The following is an 18,405-nucleotide window of genomic DNA, read 5'->3' as shown; positions in this document are numbered from 1 at the left end:
AGGTCGACGTACTCACCGGTCGCGGCGTTGAGGCCCCAGCCGTAGTCGAGGTCGCGCACCTTGGCGGCGACGACTCCGGGCTCGAGACCGGCGTTGAACGCGATCTGCTTCAGGGGAGCCTCGATGGCCACCTTGACGATGTTCGCGCCGGTCGCCTCGTCGCCCTTGAGGTCGAGGTTGGCGAAGGCGGTCTTGCCGGCCTGGATGAGGGCGACGCCACCACCGGCGACGATGCCCTCTTCGACGGCGGCCTTGGCGTTGCGCACGGCGTCTTCGATGCGGTGCTTGCGCTCCTTGAGCTCCACCTCGGTGGCGGCACCGGCCTTGATGACCGCGACACCGCCGGCGAGCTTGGCGAGACGCTCCTGGAGCTTCTCACGGTCGTAGTCGCTGTCGGTGTTCTCGATCTCGGAACGGATCTGCGACACGCGTCCGGCGATGGCCTCGGGGTCTCCGGCGCCTTCGACGATCGTGGTCTCGTCCTTGGTGATGACGACCTTGCGGGCTTGACCGAGCAGGTCGAGGGTGACGTTCTCGAGCTTGAGACCGACCTCCTCGGCGATGACCTGGCCACCGGTGAGGATGGCGATGTCCTGCAGCTGAGCCTTGCGGCGGTCACCGAAGCCGGGGGCCTTGACGGCGACCGACTTGAAGATGCCGCGGATCTTGTTCACGACGAGCGTGGCCAGGGCCTCGCCATCGACGTCTTCCGCGATGATGAGCAGCTGCTTGCCGGTCTGGATGACCTTGTCGACGATCGGCAGCAGGTCTTTGATGTTCGAGACCTTGCTGTTGACGATCAGGATGTAGGGGTCTTCGAAGACCGCTTCCTGACGGTCGGGGTCGGTGACGAAGTACGCCGACAGGTAGCCCTTGTCGAAGCGCATGCCCTCGGTCAGCTCGAGCTCGGTGCCGAAGGTGTTCGACTCCTCGACGGTGACGACGCCTTCCTTGCCCACCTTGTCGATGGCCTCGGCGATGATCGCGCCGATCTCGGGGTCGGCCGCGGAGATGGACGCGGTGGCCGCGATCTCTTCCTTGGTCTCGATCTCCTTGGCGTTCTTGATCAGCTCGGCGGAGACGGCGGCGACGGCCTTCTCGATGCCCTTCTTGAGCGAGATCGGGTCGGCGCCGGCGGCCACGTTGCGGAGGCCTTCCTTCACGAGCGCCTGGGCCAGCACGGTGGCGGTGGTGGTGCCGTCGCCCGCGACGTCGTCGGTCTTCTTGGCGACCTCCTTGACGAGCTCGGCGCCGATCTTCTCGTAGGGGTCGTCGAGCTCGATCTCCTTGGCGATGGACACGCCGTCGTTGGTGATCGTGGGAGCGCCCCACTTCTTCTCGAGGACGACGTTGCGGCCGCGCGGGCCAAGCGTCACCTTGACGGCGTCGGCGAGGATGTTCAGTCCACGCTCGAGGCCGCGACGGGCCTCTTCATCGAAAGCAATGATCTTTGCCATGTGTGTTTCTCGCCCTCCTGGACGTCTTCAAAGATTCAAGTGTTTTAGCACTCAGAGTTCACGAGTGCTAAAGCAATACTGGCACTCGGGCATCCCGAGTGCAAGTGAGGTTACGCCGCGGGTGGGGCGATCGTGACGCTGCCCTCGTCGAGGGGCACGAGTTCCACCCAGGTGTTCCCCGGGGCCAGGCGCACGGTCGCGCCGCTGTCGTCGAGCAGCCGGATCGGCGCATCGCGCGCATCCTTCACCCAGGTGGCGTGCAGCGTCTTGCCCCCGGTCGACACCCAGGCCTCGCCCGAGGCCACGAGCACCGCCTGCGGCACCTCTTCGTCGTAGCTGGAGACCTCGTCCACCCGCAGCGTCACGACGTTGACGGCCGAGAGCTGATCGCCGTTCGCGTCGAGGTCGGGTGCCCCCTCCTGCGATCGAAGGAAGGTTCCGGATGCCGCGTCCCACTCCCAGCCCGGGTACCGGGCGTCGGAGAAGACGAGCGCGAGGGAGGCCGAAGGCGATCCGTCGGTCGCCGCGCTCGACGACGGCACGTCGAAGGAATACGCGAACTGCTGCGCCGGCGCGGCCAGGTCGGAATGCTGCCCCACCAGGTCGGCGGCCTTCACCACGACGTCGTGCGGGCTGTCGCGCCCGTCGATCCGGAAGAAGGTCGACTCGGTGTCGCTCTGCCCGTGGATGGCGTTGTAGACGTCGGTCGCCTCCATCATCTCGACGAACTGCTCCTGGCCGCCCGAGAAGGCCACGATGCCGCCGAGCGGGGAGATGATGTCGGGATCCATCGGCCGGATCGAGCGCACCGGCCCGATCAGCTCGGGCAGGTCGGACTGCCACACCGCCACGTACCGGGTGAGGCCGCCTTCGACGAGCTCTTCGAACACCAGGTCGGTGCGCTCGAGCCCGATCTGCGGGCGGGCGTCTTCATGGTTGTCGATCTTGGCCGCGAGCGACGGCGAGGTGAGCGACCCCTCGGGCACGAGCGTGCCGCGCAAGGGCGCCGGAACCACGGGTGCCGGGGTGACGTAGTCGGAGAGGAACGCCGCTGTCGGCTTCGGAGTGCCCGACGCGTCAGGCGCATCCGCGACACACCCGGTGAGCAGGCCGCCCGCCGTCAGCACGGCCAGGGTCGCGCCCAGACGTGAGGAGCGTCGTCGCCGGTTGATCACCAGCACAGACTAGCGAAGGCAGCCGGATGCGACGGCGCCACCCGCGCGGCGCCGGAGATCCTGCGGGCTCACGCCAGGCGGACGGATTCCGCCTGCGGCCCCTTCGACCCGGTACCGACCTCGAAGACGACCTGCTGGCCCTCTTCGAGGACCTTGTAGCCCGCCATATCGATCGCCGAGTAGTGCACGAAGACATCCTGTCCACCGCCGTCGACGGTGATGAAGCCGTAGCCCTTTTCAGCGTTGAACCACTTGACGGTTCCGTTCGCCATTGTTACTCCCAAGTGCTGTGTTTCTGCAGCAACGGCACAGTTTGCCGCGACCATTTCCAGATACTAATCCGATGGGAACGGCGGAAAACGGCCGGAACGGTCAATTGTCCAAACCGTGACCGGGAATCAACACGACGGAAACACGCGTGAAATATTGCACGCGGAGAACGGGCTTATTCGGCGGGGACGACCGGGTCTTCCACCGGGGCCTCGCCCTCGGCGGCGGCGACGCCCGGGCCGGCGTAGTCGGTGCCGAGCACCACGGTGAGCGCCGCCCCCTGGAAGGTGGAGGACTGCGCGGTCGCCACACCGCCGAGCAGCTGGGCGAGGCCGAGCGCGGCCGCCTCGTTCGCCGGGTCTTCGTAGTAGACGGTGGTGGTGGCGAAGTCGGTGGAGCTGGCGTTCGCCATCGTGGCGATGTTCCAGCCACCGGCCGCGGCCGCCTCACCCACCCGACCGGCGAGGCCGACGTTGTCGGTGCCGTTCAGGATGGTGACCGCTAGGGCGCCGTCGGTGATGGGCGTCACCGACGGAGTGGGCGTCGGGGTGTCGGCCGGCGCGGCCGACGAGGAGGAGCCGCCGAACGCATCCGTGAACTGGATGTTGTTGTTGATCACCGCGAGGTACGTGATGCCGGCGCCGACCAGCAGCACGGTGGCCAGCGCGGCCCAGGCGAACACGATCCAGCCGCGCCCGCGCGGAGCGGGGCCGCGGTGCGCGCCGACGCGGTCGGGGTGGGCGGGCAGGGCGTCGAAGCTGTCTGTGGTGAAACGTGACATGGGTCGGGCGGAGTCCTAGTCGTCGCGCGAGAGCAGGCGTGCGGAGCGGGCGGCCAGCCGCGCCTCCCGCACCCGCTGGAGCCTCTTGATGAGCATCGGGTCGTGTGCAAGGGCGGCCGGGGAGTCGATCAGCCCGCCGAGCAACTGGTAGTACCGGGCGGACGAGAGGCCGAACTCCTTGCGGATCGCCTGCTCCTTCGCCCCGGCGTGACGCCACCAGCTGCGCTCGAAACTCAGGATGCGGGCGTCGCGTTCGGCGAGCGGCCGAGGGTTCGCCGAGGGCATCGGCAGCTCGTCTGCGACAGCCATGGCATTCCCTTCACTCGAACGTCTCGCACATCATATGGCTGCGCGCCTCAACGGGAGCCGATAGCGTCGGCGGGCCGGAACATCGACTGGTGGGCGATCCCGGCCTCCTCGAACTCCTCCCCGAACGAGACGAATCCCACCCGCTGATAGAGGGGAACGATGTAGCTCTGCGCGTGCAGCAGCATCGACTCCGAACCGAACTCGGCGATCACGGCGTCGAGCAGGGCGAGGGCGAGGCCCTGTCCACGATGGGCGGGGTGGGTGACGACCCGGCCGATCACGCGGTGCGCGTCGAGGTGCTCGGGTTGCGCGTCCCGCAGCACGCGGAGGTAGGCGACGACCTCGCCGGCATCCTGACCCTCACCGTCGACGCCTCCGCCGGCATCCGTCAGCCAGAAGTGCACCGTCTCGGCCTCGGCGTCGCGCCAGTCCAGCTCGCTCTCGTCGACCTTCTGCTCGACGAAGAAGACGTCGGTGCGCAGCTTCACGATGGCGTACAGCTCGCGGGTGGTCAGCTCGCCCCAGGAGGAGCGATGGAGGGAATGGTGAGGCACCGTGCCGAGTTTACTGGGATGATCGAATGAGAATCCGACTACGGTCCGAGCACGCAGGAGCGACCCCCACATGAGCTATCAGGTCAACAAGTCCGACGAGGAATGGCGCGACGAGCTGTCGGCCGACGAGTTCGCCGTGTTGCGCGAGGCCGCCACCGAGCGCCCCTGGACGGGCGAGCTGCTCGACGAAGGCCGCGAGGGTGTCTACACGTGCAAGGCCTGCGGCCAGGAGCTCTTCCGCAGCACCACCAAGTTCGACTCGCACTGCGGCTGGCCGAGCTTCTACGACCCCACCGGCTCCGACGCCGTCGAGCTGATCGAAGACCGCACGCTCGGGATGGTGCGCACCGAGGTGCGCTGCTCGAACTGCGGCTCGCACCTCGGCCACCTGTTCGACGACGCCCCGCAGACCCCCACCGGCGACCGCTACTGCATGAACTCGATCTCGCTGAGCTTCACCGCAGCCGAGCCGGAAGCCACCGACCCCAAGAACACCGAGGAGGCGTGACCGGCGTCAAGGAGGCCATGCTCGCCCGGCGCTCGTCGTCGAGGGTGACGGATGCTGCGCCCACGCCGGCCGAGCTGGCCGAGTTCGTCGAGGCGGCCGGCCAGGTCGCCGATCACAGCCATCTGCGCCCGTGGCGGATCATCGAGATCCGCGGCGACGCCCGCGACCGGCTCGGCGACGCGTTCGCCAAGGCCGAGGGCAAGAAGAAGGACGCCCCGAAACAGCGCTCGAAGGCCCGTCGGGCGCCGCTGGTGCTCGCGGTCGTCGTGTCGTTCAAGAAGAGCAAGGTGGCGCGCTGGGAGCAGGAGGCCGTGGCATCCGGTGTCGCCCACAATCTCTCGCTCGTGCTGGCCGACGAGGGCTGGGGCGTGTTCTGGCGCACCGGCTCGCAGACCCGGGCCAAGGCCGTGAACAAGGCCCACGGGCTGGGCAAGAACGAGGAGCTGCTGGGCTGGCTGTACGTGGGCGGCATGCCCGAGCGATCTCGCGTGCTGCGCCCCAAGCGTCGCATCCGGGTGTCCGAGCACCTCAGCGCGCTGTGAGCGGCGAGGCCGTCTCCACCTCCCCCGTCGCCGCCTCGCCGCAGGATCTCGACGACGGCCCCGCCGCGGTGCCGGCGCTCAGCCCAGCCCGGCGCTGGCTCGCCATCCTGGCGCTCGCCCTCGGGGGATTCGGCATCGGTGTCACCGAGTTCGTGACGATGGGGCTGCTGCCCGACATCGCCGCCGACCTGCTGCCCGCGCAGTACGCGGTCGACCCCTCGGGCGCCAACGCCCAGGCCGGCCTGCTGGTGTCGGCCTACGCCCTCGGCGTGGTGGTGGGTGCTCCGACCATCGCGGCAGCGGCCGCCCGCTGGCCGCGCAAGCGCCTGCTGATCGTGCTGGTGTCGGTGTTCGTGCTGGGCAACCTGCTGTCGGCGATCCTGCCCTCGTTCGGGCTCGTGCTGGCGGCGCGCTTCTTCAGCGCCCTGCCGCACGGCGCGTACTTCGGCATCGCCTCGCTCGTCGCCGCCTCGTTGATGGGGCCGGGCAAGCGGGCCCGCGGTGTGGCGTTCGTACTCGGCGGTCTCACCATCGCGAACGTCGTCGGCGTGCCGTTCGGAACCTTCGTGGGCCAGAACTTCGGCTGGCGCAGCACGTACTTCCTGGTGGCGATCATCTTCGCCGTCACGCTGGCGGCCATCGCGCTGACCGTGCCCTACCGCCCCGGCGACCCGACGGCCACCATGCGCAACGAACTCAGTGCCTTTACCCGTGCGCAGGTGTGGCTCACCCTGATCGTCGCCTCGATCGGCTTCGGCGGGGTCTTCGCGGTCTACACCTATGTGGCGCCGGTGGTGACCGACGTCACCGGACTCACGGCCTCGCTCGTGCCGATCGTTCTCGTCGCCTTCGGCGTGGGCATGACGATCGGCAACTTCCTCGCCGGCTGGCTCACCGACCGCTCCGTGAAGCGGTCCTTGGTGATCAGCGTTCTGGGCCTCGGGGTCTCCGTTCTCGGCTTCGCCCTGTTCGCGCACACGGTTCCCGGCCTCTTCGTCTTCGTCTTCCTGATCGGCATCTTCGCCGGGGCCTGCTCCCCCGCCATCCAGACCCGGCTGATGGATGTCGCGCACAACGCCCAGTCGATCGCCGCGGCCCTCAACCATTCGGCCCTGAACATCGGCAACTCGCTCGGCGCTCTGCTCGGCGGCCTCGCCATCACGGCGGGTCTCGGCTACATCTCGCCCGCCTACGTGGGCGTCGGTCTCGCGGTGCTCGGCTTCCTGGCGCTGATGGTGTCGTTCGGGGTGGAGCGCCGAACCCGCTCCGAGCGCCGATCGTAGCGACGGGCGCTGAAGGCGGCCCAGAAAGCCTCGGTGGGGCCGGCTGCGGGACTCGAACCCGCAACCCCCGCTTTACAAGAGCGGTGCGCTACCAATTGCGCCAAGCCGGCTGGTGGTGAAACCACCCTATTGTAGCCGCGCGGTCGCGCGGGCTCGCGTCAGCCCGCGGCGGGCGTCGGCGTGGGGGTCGCGGTGGAGTACGCCTCGCCCGCGACCTGCACCACGAACGCCGAGAAGGCGTCGGGGTCGGTCAGCGAGCCGGAGTACTTCTGGCCGTTGACGAGCACGGTGGGGGTGCCGGTGACGGCCTGCTCGTCGGTGTTCGGCAGCGGGCCCTGGAGCGCGCGGGAGGTCGCATCCGCCACCCAGCCCTTGAACTGGGTGTCGTCGATGCAGGAGTCGATGTCGCCGGCATCCGTCACCCCGGCCTGCTCGACGAGGCCCTTGATGGTGTCGTCGTCCAGACCCGAGGAGTTCTCCTCCGGCTGGTTGGAGTAGAGCAGCCCGTTGAAGGCCCAGAACTGGTCGGGCGCGTAGTTCGCCACGCAGGCCGCGGCGTTCGCCGATCGGGTGGAGTACTTCGTGCCGAGGGAGGAGCGGTCCAGGATCGACAGCGGGTGGATCTCGACCGTCGCTGCGCCCGACTGCAGCCACTCGCCGATCTGCGCGTTGTTCGTGGTCTCGAACTGGCCGCAGTAGGGGCACATGTAGTCGACGTACATCCGGATGTCGACGGTTCCGGATGCCGGGTCGTTGACCGTGGGCACCGGGTCTTCGCCCGACGCCAGCGCCGGGGTGGTGACAGCCGTGAAGTCCTGGCCGATCTGGATGCCGTCGCTCGCCATGTTCAGCGGGCCGGGGCCGGCCGGCTTCAGCGTGGACGTGATGACCAGGGTGATTCCGACCACGATCGCGATCACGACGACGCTCAGCGAACTGATCAGGATGACGCGGTTGCGCACATCCTTCCGGCGCTGTTCCTCGCGGAGCTGCTTCGCCTTCTCCCGCGCCGCTTCTCGACGCTGGTTCTTGGACTGTCGATCGTCGGATCCGCCAGTGGTCATTCGTGCAAACTCCGGAGACTGGGTGAGTGAGGAGGGCGCCGGGTGGGGCGCTCAGGTCGCAGGCCGGGTGGGCGAGGACCACTCAAGGATAGTAGGAACCCTGACTGGGAGTTCGCCAGAGCATGCGATACTGATCCGTGGGTCTTCGATGATGCAGACCCGGTTCCATCCATCACAACGGATCGTCCGGCACGTACCTGCCGGTGAAGGAGTAATGAATCATGGCATCCGTCACTTTCGACAAAGCCTCCCGCATCTACCCGGGTTCCACCCGTGCCTCGGTCGACAAGCTCGACCTCGAGGTGGCCGACGGCGAGTTCCTCGTCCTCGTCGGCCCGTCGGGTTGCGGAAAGTCCACCTCTCTGCGCATGCTCGCCGGCCTCGAAGAGGTCAACGAGGGCCGCATCCTGATCGGTGACCGCGATGTCACCGACATCCCCCCGAAAGACCGCGACATCGCGATGGTCTTCCAGAACTACGCGCTCTACCCGCACATGACCGTGGCCGAGAACATGGGCTTCGCACTCAAGATCGCCGGCGTCAACAAAGACGAGCGCGCCACCCGCGTTCTCGAGGCCGCCAAGCTGCTCGACCTCGAGCCCTACCTCAGCCGCAAGCCCAAGGCCCTCTCCGGTGGTCAGCGTCAGCGCGTCGCCATGGGCCGCGCAATCGTGCGTCAGCCCCAGGTGTTCCTGATGGACGAGCCGCTGTCGAACCTCGACGCCAAGCTGCGCGTGCAGACCCGCACCCAGATCGCGTCGCTCCAGCGCCGCCTGGGCGTCACCACCGTCTACGTCACCCACGACCAGACCGAGGCGCTCACCATGGGCGACCGCATCGCCGTGCTGAAGGACGGCCTGCTGCAGCAGGTCGGCACCCCGCGCGACCTCTACGAGAAGCCGAACAACGTGTTCGTGGCCGGCTTCATCGGCTCGCCCGCGATGAACCTGTTCCACGCCGACCTCACCGACGCGGGCATCAAGTTCGGCACCTCGATCGTGCCGGTCGACCGCGAGACGCTGGCCAGCGCATCCGGAACCAGCGCCACCATCGGTGTGCGCCCCGAAGACATCGTGCTCTCCTCGACCCCGGGTGAGGGCCTCGAGGTCGTCGTCGACCTGATCGAAGAGCTCGGCGCCGACGGCTACCTGTACGGCCACAGCGAGATCGACGGCAAGCGCACCGACATCGTCACCCGCGTCGACGGCCGCTCGCACCCCTTCGTGGGCGACAAGGTGTACCTCACCGCCGCTCCCGGCCACGTGCACCTGTTCGACCTCGAGTCGGGCGAGCGCCTCGGCAACAAGGCCGTCGTCGCCTAACCCGTTGACGACCTCCCTCTCGATCACCTCGGCCACGGCGGATCCGGCACTGCTGGATCTGCCGTGGTCGGTGCCATTGGACGAGTGGCCCGACGAGTACATCGCGGCCCTCCCCAAAGGCATCTCCCGCCACCTCGTGCGGTTCGCCCACCTCTCCGGCCACGTCATCGCCATCAAGGAGACGACGGATGAGATGGCCAAGCGCGAGTACGAGATGCTGCGCACCCTGCAGCGGCTCGACGTGCCGTGTGTGGATCCGCTCGCGGTCATCACCAACCGCCACGACGCCGACGGCGAGCCGCTGCGCTCGGCACTGGTCACGCGGCACCTGAAGTTCTCGCTCCCCTACCGGGCGCTGTTCTCGCAGACCCTGCGGCCCGACACGGCCACCCGCCTGGTCGACGCCCTCGCCGTGCTGCTCGTGCGCCTGCACGTGATCGGCTTCTTCTGGGGCGACGTCTCGCTCTCGAACACGCTCTTCCGGCGGGATGCGGGCGCCTTCGCGGCCTACCTCGTCGACGCCGAGACCGGGCAGCTCTACGACGGGCTCTCCAACGGCCAGCGCGAGAACGACCTCGAGATCGCGCGCGTCAACATCGCCGGCGAACTGATGGATCTGGAGGCCGGCGGCCGAGCCGACGAAGAGCTCGACCCGATCACCGTCTCCAACGGCATCGTGGCGGCCTACCGCTCGCTCTGGAAGGAGCTGACCGGATCCGAGTCGTTCAGCTCATCGGAGCGCTGGCGCATCGCCGAGCGGGTCGACCGCCTGAACGATCTCGGCTTCGACATCGAAGAGCTCGCCATCAAGACCACCGAGGGCGGCACCACGGTGCGCATCCAGCCCAAGGTCGTGGATGCGGGGCACCACCAGCGCCGTCTGCTGCGGCTCACCGGGCTCGACGCCCAGGAGAACCAGGCCCGCCGCCTGCTGAACGACCTCGACTCCTATTCGGCCAAGTACGGTCGCAAGGACGTGGACGAGGAGATGGTGGCGCACCAGTGGCTGGCCGGCGTCTTCGAACCCGTGATCCGCGCCATCCCGCGCGACCTCAAGGGCAAGCTCGAGCCGGCCGAGGTGTTCCACCAGCTGCTCGAGCACCGCTGGTTCATGAGCCAGGATCAGAGCCGCGACGTGCCCCTGGCCGAAGCGCTCTCCTCCTACATCGACGAGGTGCTGCGCCACCGCCGCGACGAGGCCACCGTGATCGGCCCGCCCACGGAGGCGATCACCCTCCCCGTCCCCACCCAAGACGCCGCAGCATCCTCCGACGACACCGACCCCGAGACAGACTGGCGCCTCACCGTCTGATCGCCCCATCGAGAAGTCGCAAATGGCCGCTATTCCTCAGAATTAGCGGCCATTTGAGACTTCTCGACGAGGGTGGGGTGGGGGTTACTTCTTCTTGGCGCCTCGTTGGCGGGCGATCTCGTAGAGCGTGACGGATGCGGCGATGCCGGCGTTGAGGGACTCGGTGCCCGAGGAGATCGGGATCGAGACGATCGCGTCGCAGGTCTCGGTGACGAGGCGGCTGAGGCCCTTGCCCTCGTTGCCGACGACGACGACGATCGGGCCGTCGGCGAAGTCGAGACCGGGGAGTTCGGTGTCGCCGCCGCCGTCGAGGCCCACGACGAACACGCCCGCGGCCTTGAAGGCCTTGAGGGTCTGCGTGAGGTTCGAGGCCATGGCCACCGGGGTGGTGGCCGCGGCACCGGCCGAGGTCTTCCAGGCCGAGGCGGTGACGCCCACCGAGCGGCGCTGCGGCACGATGACGCCGTGCCCGCCGAACGCGGCCGTCGAGCGGATGATCGCACCCAGGTTGCGCGGGTCGGTGATGCCGTCGAGCGCCACGAACAACGGCTTCTGGCCGCGTCGCTGCACCTGGTCGAGCAGGGTCTCCGGATGCGCGTACTCGTACGGCGGCACCTTCAGGGCGAGGCCCTGGTGCACCGAGTCGTGACCGGAGATGCGGTCGAGCTCGGGGCGCATGACCTCCATGATCGGGATGCCGCGCTTGGTGGCGAGCGACAGCGCCTCCTTGACGCGCTCGTCGACCTCCACCCGGAACGCCACGTACAGCGCCGTCGCCGGGATCTTCGCACGCAGCGCCTCGACGACGGAGTTGCGGCCGGTGACCACCTCGCTGTCGTCGGCCTTCTTGGCGCGGCGGGCGGGTGCCGAGGTGCGGCCGGTCGAGTACTGACCCGGATCCTGGCTCCGCTCGCTCGTCGAACGCGCGCCGGGGCGACCCTTGCCGCCGGCCGCCGCGAAGCGCTCGCGCGCCGCCTTGGCCTTGCCGGCGGGGTGGTACGGCCGGTCCTCGGCCTTGGGCGTGGGCTTCTTGCCCTCGAGCGCCTGACGGCCCTGGCCGCCGGACCCGACGGCCTTGCTGCCCTTCGTGCCCTTGCGGACGGCGCCGGCCCGTGAGGGTCGGCCCGTGGATGATTTAGCCATCAAGACTCCAGTGCGCGCCGGTAGGCGTGTCTTCTATCGATATTCCGGCCTGTCCGAGTTCGTCCCGGATGCGGTCCGCGGTGGTGAAGTCGCGGTTCTTACGTGCCGTCTCCCGGTCGGAGACGAGGCTTTCGACCAGCGTAGCGAGTGCGCGCTCGGATCCGCTGTCGGTGCCGGTGGCCCACTCGGGCGCCAGCGGGTTGATTCCCAGCACATCGGTCATGGCGAGCACCTGCCCCTGCAGGGCGGCCGCCTCGGCGAAGTCCTCGTCGTCGAGCGCGGCGTTGCCCTTGCGGACGGTCTCGTGGATGACGGCGATCGCCTGCGGAACGCTCAGGTCGTCATCCATCGCCTCACGGAACTCGTCGGGAACGACGACCTCGGCGGTGCCTGCGAACCGTGTGTCGGCCAGGCGGCGCTGCGCGCGCTCGAGGAAGCCCTCGATGCGCGAGACCGCGGCCTCCGCCTCCTCCAGGGCACCGTCGTGGTACTCGAGCGTCGAGCGGTAGTGGGCGGCGCCCAGGTAGTAGCGCAGCACCACCGGGCGAGCGGATGCGATGAGCTCGCTCGCGAAGATGGAGTTGCCGAGCGACTTCGACATCTTCTGCCCCGTCACGGCCACGAGACCGTTGTGCAGCCAGTAGTTCGCGAATGCGTCGCCTGCCGCGCGCGACTGCGCCAGCTCGTTCTCGTGGTGCGGGAACCTCAGGTCGAGGCCGCCGCCGTGGATGTCGAACTGCGTGCCGAGGTACTTGGTCGACATCGCGGAGCACTCGATGTGCCAGCCCGGGCGGCCCCCGCCCCACGGGCTCGGGAACGACGCCGAGAGCGGCTCGCCCTCCTTGTGCCCCTTCCACAGCGCGAAGTCGCGCACGTCGCGCTTGCCACGCGAGTCGGAGTCGGCGGCGGGCGCCATGTCGTCGAGCTTCTGATGCGTCAGCTCGCCGTACTCGGGCCAGCTGGCCGTGTCGAAGTACACGTCGCCGGTGCCGTCATCCGTCGCGTAGGCGTGGCCGTTGTCGATCAGGCGCTGGATGATGGCCTGCATCTCGGGAATGGATGCCGTGGCGCGCGGCTCGTAAGTGGGCGGCAATACGCCGATGGCGTTGTACGCGGCCGTGAACTCGAGCTCGACCCGGTAGGCCAGCGCCCACCACTGCTCCGGACTGCCGGCCGCAGCGCTGGCGGCCGCGTTCAGCAGGATCTTGTCGTCGATGTCGGTCACATTGCGCACGAACGTCACGCTGAACCCGCTGTACGCGAGCCACCGCCGCAGCTGGTCGTACGCCAGCGCCGACCGCAGATGCCCGATGTGCGGCGAAGACTGCACAGTAGGCCCGCACACGTAGATACCGACCTCGCCGGGAACGATCGGCACAAAGTCGAGAAGGGCGCGCGCCTTCGAGTCGTAGAGTCTCACTGGGGTAGTTTACCGGGCTGTTTTTATTGCCGGTCGCGCCGGGCTTCGCTCGGCGTGACCGGGGCTCGCCGGTCCCTGCCCGGCGAGCCGCGACATGTGAGCGCGCGGTCGGAGGGCGCGGCCTGCGGTCGCACCCTCCGGCCACCCACTCACCCTGGGTCGTTGAGTAGGGCCTGAGACATTGGATGCTCACCTCATGTGTTGGCGGTTTCAGACCGCAACGGACGTTGAGAGGCCCAAAGTCTCAGGCCCTACTCGTTTACCCAGGGTGGGGGTGTGGCCGAACGGCCCGACCGCAGGCCGGGTCGTTCGACCGCGCCCCCACATGTCGCGCTGCGCCGGGCAGGGACCGGCGCAGCCCGGTCACGCCGAGCGAAGCCCGGCGCGACCGCAGCTAGCACAGCGGGTGTTCGGTCTAACGAGAAACCTCCCACGGAAACCCACCCCTGACGGGCGCAACCACCACCGTGACCTACACCCGGTACACGAGGGCGGTGGCGAGGGCCGTCAGGCCCTCGCCCCGCCCGGCATACCCCAGGCCGTCTGTCGTGGTGGCCGAGACACTCACGGGCGCCCCGAGCAGCTGCGACAGCAGCGCGTCGGCCTCCGTTTTGCGGGGAGCGAATCGCGGCCGGTTGCCGATGAGCTGCACCGAGACGTTGCCGACCGTGAAGCCGGCATCCGCCAGGATGGCGCGGGTGCGTTCCAGGAAGACGGAGCCGTGCGCGCCGGCGAGCGACGGGTCGGAGGTGCCGAACCGGCTGCCGAGGTCTCCGAGCCCGGCCGCACCGAGCAGCGCGTCGCAGATCGCGTGCGCCACGACGTCTCCGTCGCTGTGCCCCGAAAGGCCACCCTCCCCCGGCCAGTGCAGCCCGGCCAGCCACAGTTCGACCTGCTCGGAGGCCGGCGCGAACGCGTGCGCATCCACTCCCATCCCCGTACGGAACGAGGGAACGGATGCCGCTGCGCGCCGCAGCAGGTCCTCCGCGCGCTCGAGGTCGTCGGGCGTCGTGATCTTGAACGAACGGGCGTCGCCCGGCACCAGCTCGACCGGGTAGCCGGCGTCGCGCACCAGGGCGGCGTCGTCGGTCGCATCCGTCGTCGCTCGCGCGTACGCGTCATCGAGCTGCGCTCGAGGGAAGCCCTGAGGGGTCTGCACGGCGCGCAGGCTCGAGCGGTCGACGGTCTGGTGGATGCCGCCGTCGTCGCCGAGCGCCTTGATCGTGTCGGTGACGGGCAACCCCGGGATGGCGCCGTGCCCGTTCGCCCGCACCGAGGCGATCACCGCCTCGAACACCGCGGTGGGCGTGAACGCCCGCGCCGCATCGTGCACCAGCACGACCTCGATCGCGCTCGAGAGCACCTCGAGCCCCGCGGTGACAGAACCCTGCCGGGTATCTCCCCCGGCGACGGCCACATAATCGAGCCCGAGAGGCGCGAGCGCCGCATCCGTCGCCGTCATCTCGGCGGCCGGAACCACCACCACGAGTTCGACGGGCTCGGATATGCCGAGAACGGCATCCATCGCGCGCGACAAAATGCTACGGCCGGCGATCTCGACGAACGCCTTCGGGCGGTCGAGCCCGAGACGGCTGCCGGAACCGGCCGCCACCACGATGACCGCGACGGACGGGGAGACCGTCGCTGAAGACTGCTCCACGAGCGGGGCGTGCGGAGGAGCCTAGGAGGCCAGGACCTCGTCGAGAACCAGCGAGGCCTTCTCTTCGTCGGTCTTCTCGGCGAGCGCGAGCTCGGAGATGAGGATCTGGCGGGCCTTCGCGAGCATGCGCTTCTCGCCGGCCGAGAGACCGCGATCCTGATCGCGGCGCCACAGGTCGCGCACGACCTCGCTGACCTTGATGACGTCGCCCGAGGCGAGCTTCTCGAGGTTGGCCTTGTACCGGCGGGACCAGTTCGTGGGCTCTTCGGTGAACGGCGCGCGGAGCACCTCGAACACCTTGTCGAGACCCTCACGGCCGATCACGTCGCGAACACCGACCAGGTCGACGTTGTCGGCCGGGACCTCGATCGTGAGATCGCCCTGCGTGACACGGAGCTTGAGGTAGATCTTCTCTTCACCCTTGATGACGCGGGTCTTCACTTCGGAGATCGTCGCGGCTCCGTGGTGGGGGTAAACGACTGTCTCGCCGACCTCAAAAAGCATGAATGGATGTCCTTCCGTGGCTACCAGGATACCACAGGGGCTATGTAGTAAGGGTGTCCTTACCCACGCCCGGCCGCCCGCTCGTTGTAGGCTGAATCCAAAGCGTCTACGACTCTGGAGGGTCACGTGAAAGCACGTCTCGCGGCATCCGTTCTGGCGGGTGCGCTCGTCGTCTTCGGCACGGCCGGATGCGCCTTCATCACCCCGCAGGCCACCACCAAGGAGGTCGAGACCTCCGACGGCGTGAACGCCAACCTCGGCGACGTCTCGGTGCGCAACGCCACGCTCATCAGCGAAGACGGCGAACTGGCCAACCTGCTCGTCTCGTTCACCAACACCTCCGACTCCACTCAGCAGGTGCTGGTGCAGTACGAAGACGGCTCCACCGGCGAGCGCGTGAACCAGAAGGTCTCCGTCGAGGGCTCCGGTGCCATCACGAGCTTCGGCAAGAGCGGCTCGGAGCAGATCCTGCTGAGCAACGTGAGCGACCCGGGCAGCCTCTTCCCCGTCTACTTCCAGTACGGCGACACCGAGGGCAAGCAGGTGCTCGTTCCCGTGCTCACCACGTCGCTGCCGGAATACACCGGCCTCGCGCCGACTCCGACGCCGACCCCCACGGTCACCATCCCGCCGGTGGTCGAGACCCCCGTGCCGGCCGCCACCGCCACGGCCGAACCCGCCGAGTAGCGGGCCCGGCCTTCCGGCCGGAACCCTAGGCCTCGAAGCGGTAGCCGAGGCCTCGCACCGTCACGAGCAGCGTCGGGTCGGACGGCGTCGTCTCGATCTTTGAGCGGATGCGCTTGATGTGCACGTCGAGCGTCTTGGTGTCGCCGAAGTAGTCGGATCCCCACACCCGGTCGATCAGCTGACCCCGGGTCAGCACGCGGCCGGCATTGCGCAGCAGCAGCTCGAGCAGCTCGAATTCCTTCAGCGGCATGGCCACCTCTTTGCCGTTCACGGCGACGGTGTGGCGCTCCACGTCCATCGACACGGGCCCGGCCACCAGCTGCGGCTCCGAGGCGTCGATCACCTCGAGCTGACGGCGGAGCACGGCCCGGATGCGCGCCAGCAGCTCGCGCGTGGAGTACGGCTTCGTGACGTAGTCGTCGGCGCCGAGCTCGAGGCCCACCACGATGTCGATCTCGGAGTCCTTGGCCGTCAGCATGATGATCGGCACCGAGGAGCGGGTGCGGATCTCGCGGCACACCTCGGTGCCGGGGATGCCCGGGATCATCAGGTCGAGCAGGATGATGTCGACGCCGCCCCGGTCGAACTCGCTCAGCGCGCTCGGCCCGTCGGGCGCCACGGTGACCCCGTAGCCCTCCCGGCGCAGCAGATAGCTGAGCGGCTCGCTGAGCGCGGCCTCGTCTTCGACCAGCAGGATGTGGGTCATCGCTTCTCTCCTTGCGTGCCGGCGCGGAGGCCGGTGGCCTCCGGGAGCCGGATGGTGAATGTCGAGCCCTGGCCGATCTGCGACCAGGCCCGGATGTCGCCGCCGTGGTTCTGCACGACGTGCTTGACGATGCTGAGCCCGAGACCCGTGCCGCCGGTGTTGCGCGAGCGCGCCTGGTCGACACGGAAGAACCGTTCGAACACCCGCGGCAGGTCGTCGTCGGGGATGCCGATGCCCTGGTCGGTGACGACCAGCTCGAGCACGCCGTTGTCGTGGTGCACCCCGATGCCGATGCGCGATCCGTCGGGCGAGTACTGCACGGCGTTCGCGATCAGGTTGTTCACCGCCAGGGTGAGCAGGGTCTCGTCGCCCATCACGGTGAGCCGCTTCTTGCCGCCCACCACCACGTCCATGCCGCGCGCATCCGCGATCACGTGGTTCTGGTCGACGGCCGCCGAGACCACCGAGTCGATGTCGACGAGCTCGGCCGTGCCGAGCACGTCGGTGGACTGCAGCCGCGAGAGCTCGATGATCTCGCGGGTGATCTGCGAGAGCCGGGTGGCCTCGGTGCCCATCCGCTTGGCGAAACGGCGCACCTGCTCCGGGTCGTCGGATGCCGCATCCAGCGCTTCGGCGAGCAGCGCGATCGAGGCGATCGGGGTCTTCAGTTCGTGGCTGATGTTCGCGATGAAGTCGCGCCGCACCTCTTCGAGCCGGTAGGCATCCGTGCGGTCTTCGGCGAGCACCAGCACGTAGCGGCTGCCGAGGCGGGCGATCTGCGTGTCGAGGTGGATGTTGGCCTCGCCGAACGGGCCACGCGCGAGGACGATCTCCTTGTTCACCGAATCGCCCGAGCGGCGCACCCGGGCCACCAGGTCGCCGATCTCGTCGTGCACGAGCAGCCCGTTGGACACCAGACCGTAGGTGTAGGCGCGCTCGGAGGCCTTGACCACGTTGTTCGAGGGATCCAGCACCAGGCCGGCGAAGTCGAGGGCGTCGATCATCTGCTCCACGCCGTCGGGAACGGCGGTCGACGACACGGCCACTGCGTTGTTCCCCCGGCGTTCGGCCGCGAAGACCACGAGCACGAAGCCTGCGCCGACGACCAGGCCGAGTGCCACAGACAACAGCACGACCCAGCCTGTTTCCATGCCAACTACACTAGTGAGTCCGTCGGGACCGGATCCCGTGTCTGCCGCCGCAGAGCCATCGCTTCCCGGAGTGTTCAACTGCACGGCACCTCGCGTTAACCTGGCCTCAGAAGGATGGACTCGTCGCTTGCCGATACCGGCGGCGACTCTGCGTGCACGTGAGCCAGCGGTCGCAGTGCCCGCCGTACCCCAGAAAGGACCACCACGCATGCGTGAGGTATTCCAGCAAGAGCTGCGCGAGGTTCAGGAACGACTCGTCGAGATCTCCGAGCTCGTGACCGTTGCGATCACCAACGCCACCGCGGCCTTCAACGAGTCGAACGTGACGCTCGCCGAGACGGTGATCGCCGAAGACCCCAAGATCGACGCCCTGGCCGCGAGCCTGGACGAGCTGGCCATCGGCATCCTGGCCCTGCAGCAGCCGGTCGCCCGTGACCTGCGCATCGTCGTGACCGCGCTGCGGGTGAGCGCCTCGCTCGAGCGGATGGGCGACATCGCCGAGCACATCGCCCAGCTGGCCCGGTACCGCTACCCCGACAAGGTGGTGAAGAAGAGCC

20 protein-coding genes and 1 tRNA gene are annotated in these 18,405 nt (G+C 68.5%); 7 read left to right on the top strand and 14 right to left on the bottom strand.

What is annotated here, in order from left to right; translation table 11 throughout:
* From groL to Q0D75_RS19115, 6 genes are all read right to left on the bottom strand, one after another.
* The coding region (gene groL, locus Q0D75_RS19140; protein ID WP_291057146.1) for a chaperonin GroEL at window positions 1–1,457 on the bottom strand (1,457 nt) is incomplete at its 3' end.
* A gap of 110 nt (window positions 1,458–1,567) precedes the next feature.
* Window positions 1,568–2,632 (bottom strand): DUF3048 domain-containing protein, encoded by a 1,065-nt coding sequence (locus Q0D75_RS19135; RefSeq protein ID WP_291057144.1) that lies wholly within the window; start codon window positions 2,630–2,632, stop codon window positions 1,568–1,570.
* Between the two features lie 68 nt (window positions 2,633–2,700).
* On the bottom strand, window positions 2,701–2,904 hold the full coding sequence (locus tag Q0D75_RS19130; RefSeq protein ID WP_171703748.1) for a cold-shock protein: 204 nt from the start codon (window positions 2,902–2,904) through the stop codon (window positions 2,701–2,703).
* Window positions 2,905–3,077: 173 nt separating this feature from the next.
* A complete protein-coding gene (locus Q0D75_RS19125) occupies window positions 3,078–3,683 on the bottom strand; it encodes a LytR C-terminal domain-containing protein (protein ID WP_291057140.1) in 606 nt (201 codons plus the stop codon).
* Between the two features lie 15 nt (window positions 3,684–3,698).
* A complete protein-coding gene (locus Q0D75_RS19120) occupies window positions 3,699–3,992 on the bottom strand; it encodes a DUF3263 domain-containing protein (RefSeq protein WP_291057138.1) in 294 nt (97 codons plus the stop codon).
* A 47-nt stretch (window positions 3,993–4,039) separates the two neighbouring features.
* The gene (locus Q0D75_RS19115) at window positions 4,040–4,546 is read right to left on the bottom strand and encodes a GNAT family N-acetyltransferase (RefSeq protein ID WP_291057136.1); all 507 of its coding nucleotides are present in this window, start codon (window positions 4,544–4,546) and stop codon (window positions 4,040–4,042) included.
* A gap of 70 nt (window positions 4,547–4,616) precedes the next feature.
* Here Q0D75_RS19115 and msrB point away from each other — a divergent pair, with 70 nt between their 5' ends.
* The 3 genes from msrB (at window position 4,617) to Q0D75_RS19100 (ending at window position 6,879) form a co-directional block, all read left to right on the top strand.
* Window positions 4,617–5,054, top strand: a complete 438-nt coding sequence (gene msrB, locus Q0D75_RS19110; RefSeq protein ID WP_291057134.1) for a peptide-methionine (R)-S-oxide reductase MsrB — start codon at window positions 4,617–4,619, stop codon at window positions 5,052–5,054.
* A 17-nt stretch (window positions 5,055–5,071) separates the two neighbouring features.
* The gene (locus Q0D75_RS19105) at window positions 5,072–5,596 is read left to right on the top strand and encodes a nitroreductase family protein (RefSeq protein ID WP_291057150.1); all 525 of its coding nucleotides are present in this window, start codon (window positions 5,072–5,074) and stop codon (window positions 5,594–5,596) included.
* A gap of 68 nt (window positions 5,597–5,664) precedes the next feature.
* Window positions 5,665–6,879 carry an MFS transporter gene (locus tag Q0D75_RS19100; protein WP_291057148.1) on the top strand — a complete coding sequence of 405 codons (1,215 nt, stop codon included), beginning with the start codon at window positions 5,665–5,667 and terminating at the stop codon, window positions 6,877–6,879.
* Window positions 6,880–6,913: 34 nt separating this feature from the next.
* Here the strand turns inward: Q0D75_RS19100 and Q0D75_RS19095 are convergent.
* A tRNA-Thr gene (locus Q0D75_RS19095) sits at window positions 6,914–6,989 on the bottom strand.
* 48 nt (window positions 6,990–7,037) lie between these two features.
* Window positions 7,038–7,943: a thioredoxin domain-containing protein gene (locus tag Q0D75_RS19090; protein ID WP_291057132.1), complete on the bottom strand. Its 906-nt coding sequence runs from the start codon at window positions 7,941–7,943 to the stop codon at window positions 7,038–7,040.
* Between the two features lie 221 nt (window positions 7,944–8,164).
* On the opposite strand from Q0D75_RS19090, the gene ugpC reads away from it, so the two are divergent.
* Together ugpC and Q0D75_RS19080 are read left to right on the top strand one after the other, a co-directional pair.
* Window positions 8,165–9,265, top strand: a complete 1,101-nt coding sequence (gene ugpC, locus Q0D75_RS19085) for a sn-glycerol-3-phosphate ABC transporter ATP-binding protein UgpC (protein WP_291057130.1) — start codon at window positions 8,165–8,167, stop codon at window positions 9,263–9,265.
* Window positions 9,266–9,269: 4 nt separating this feature from the next.
* Entirely contained in the window at window positions 9,270–10,577 is a 1,308-nt protein-coding gene (locus Q0D75_RS19080) for a DUF4032 domain-containing protein (protein ID WP_291057128.1), read from the top strand.
* An 84-nt stretch (window positions 10,578–10,661) separates the two neighbouring features.
* Here the strand turns inward: Q0D75_RS19080 and rlmB are convergent, their stop codons facing one another.
* From rlmB to Q0D75_RS19060, 4 genes are all read right to left on the bottom strand, one after another.
* A complete protein-coding gene (rlmB, locus tag Q0D75_RS19075) occupies window positions 10,662–11,720 on the bottom strand; it encodes a 23S rRNA (guanosine(2251)-2'-O)-methyltransferase RlmB (RefSeq protein ID WP_291057126.1) in 1,059 nt (352 codons plus the stop codon).
* Window positions 11,713–13,140, bottom strand: coding sequence for a cysteine--tRNA ligase (gene cysS, locus Q0D75_RS19070; protein ID WP_291057124.1), 1,428 nt, complete (start codon window positions 13,138–13,140; stop codon window positions 11,713–11,715). Before cysS ends, rlmB begins: the two co-directional genes overlap by 8 nt.
* A gap of 472 nt (window positions 13,141–13,612) precedes the next feature.
* Window positions 13,613–14,800 carry a 2-C-methyl-D-erythritol 4-phosphate cytidylyltransferase gene (gene ispD, locus Q0D75_RS19065; RefSeq protein ID WP_291057122.1) on the bottom strand — a complete coding sequence of 396 codons (1,188 nt, stop codon included), beginning with the start codon at window positions 14,798–14,800 and terminating at the stop codon, window positions 13,613–13,615.
* A gap of 21 nt (window positions 14,801–14,821) precedes the next feature.
* On the bottom strand, window positions 14,822–15,304 hold the full coding sequence (locus Q0D75_RS19060; RefSeq protein WP_066040922.1) for a CarD family transcriptional regulator: 483 nt from the start codon (window positions 15,302–15,304) through the stop codon (window positions 14,822–14,824).
* 126 nt (window positions 15,305–15,430) lie between these two features.
* Here Q0D75_RS19060 and Q0D75_RS19055 point away from each other — a divergent pair, with 126 nt between their 5' ends.
* The gene (locus Q0D75_RS19055) at window positions 15,431–15,991 is read left to right on the top strand and encodes a hypothetical protein (RefSeq protein ID WP_291057120.1); all 561 of its coding nucleotides are present in this window, start codon (window positions 15,431–15,433) and stop codon (window positions 15,989–15,991) included.
* Between the two features lie 25 nt (window positions 15,992–16,016).
* Here Q0D75_RS19055 and Q0D75_RS19050 read toward each other — a convergent pair whose 3' ends face one another.
* Complete coding sequence (locus tag Q0D75_RS19050) at window positions 16,017–16,697, bottom strand: response regulator transcription factor (RefSeq protein ID WP_291057118.1); 681 nt, start codon at window positions 16,695–16,697, stop codon at window positions 16,017–16,019.
* The gene (locus Q0D75_RS19045; protein WP_291057117.1) at window positions 16,694–17,848 is read right to left on the bottom strand and encodes an ATP-binding protein; all 1,155 of its coding nucleotides are present in this window, start codon (window positions 17,846–17,848) and stop codon (window positions 16,694–16,696) included. The genes Q0D75_RS19050 and Q0D75_RS19045 overlap by 4 nt, the downstream gene beginning before the upstream one ends.
* 208 nt (window positions 17,849–18,056) lie before the next feature.
* On the opposite strand from Q0D75_RS19045, the gene Q0D75_RS19040 reads away from it, so the two are divergent.
* Window positions 18,057–18,405: PhoU domain-containing protein (locus Q0D75_RS19040; protein WP_291057115.1), on the top strand; the 349-nt coding region annotated here is incomplete at its 3' end.

This window comes from Herbiconiux sp. (assembly GCF_023264855.1).
GTDB lineage: Bacteria > Actinomycetota > Actinomycetes > Actinomycetales > Microbacteriaceae > Herbiconiux.
This window is presented reverse-complemented; position numbering and strand designations above follow the sequence as displayed.

Bases quoted from the DNA above. Each gene is read 5' to 3' on its own strand.
- msrB (WP_291057134.1), top strand. From the start codon at position 4,617: ATGAGCTATCAGGTCAACAAGTCCGACGAGGAATGGCGCGACGAGCTG.
- Q0D75_RS19120 (WP_291057138.1), bottom strand. From the start codon at position 3,992: ATGGCTGTCGCAGACGAGCTGCCGATGCCCTCGGCGAACCCTCGGCCG.
- Q0D75_RS19045 (WP_291057117.1), bottom strand. From the start codon at position 17,848: ATGGAAACAGGCTGGGTCGTGCTGTTGTCTGTGGCACTCGGCCTGGTC.
- Q0D75_RS19060 (WP_066040922.1), bottom strand. From the start codon at position 15,304: ATGCTTTTTGAGGTCGGCGAGACAGTCGTTTACCCCCACCACGGAGCC.
- rlmB (WP_291057126.1), bottom strand. From the start codon at position 11,720: ATGGCTAAATCATCCACGGGCCGACCCTCACGGGCCGGCGCCGTCCGC.
- Q0D75_RS19125 (WP_291057140.1), bottom strand. From the start codon at position 3,683: ATGTCACGTTTCACCACAGACAGCTTCGACGCCCTGCCCGCCCACCCC.
- Q0D75_RS19130 (WP_171703748.1), bottom strand. From the start codon at position 2,904: ATGGCGAACGGAACCGTCAAGTGGTTCAACGCTGAAAAGGGCTACGGC.
- Q0D75_RS19090 (WP_291057132.1), bottom strand. From the start codon at position 7,943: ATGACCACTGGCGGATCCGACGATCGACAGTCCAAGAACCAGCGTCGA.
- Q0D75_RS19105 (WP_291057150.1), top strand. From the start codon at position 5,072: ATGCTCGCCCGGCGCTCGTCGTCGAGGGTGACGGATGCTGCGCCCACG.
- ugpC (WP_291057130.1), top strand. From the start codon at position 8,165: ATGGCATCCGTCACTTTCGACAAAGCCTCCCGCATCTACCCGGGTTCC.
- Q0D75_RS19050 (WP_291057118.1), bottom strand. From the start codon at position 16,697: ATGACCCACATCCTGCTGGTCGAAGACGAGGCCGCGCTCAGCGAGCCG.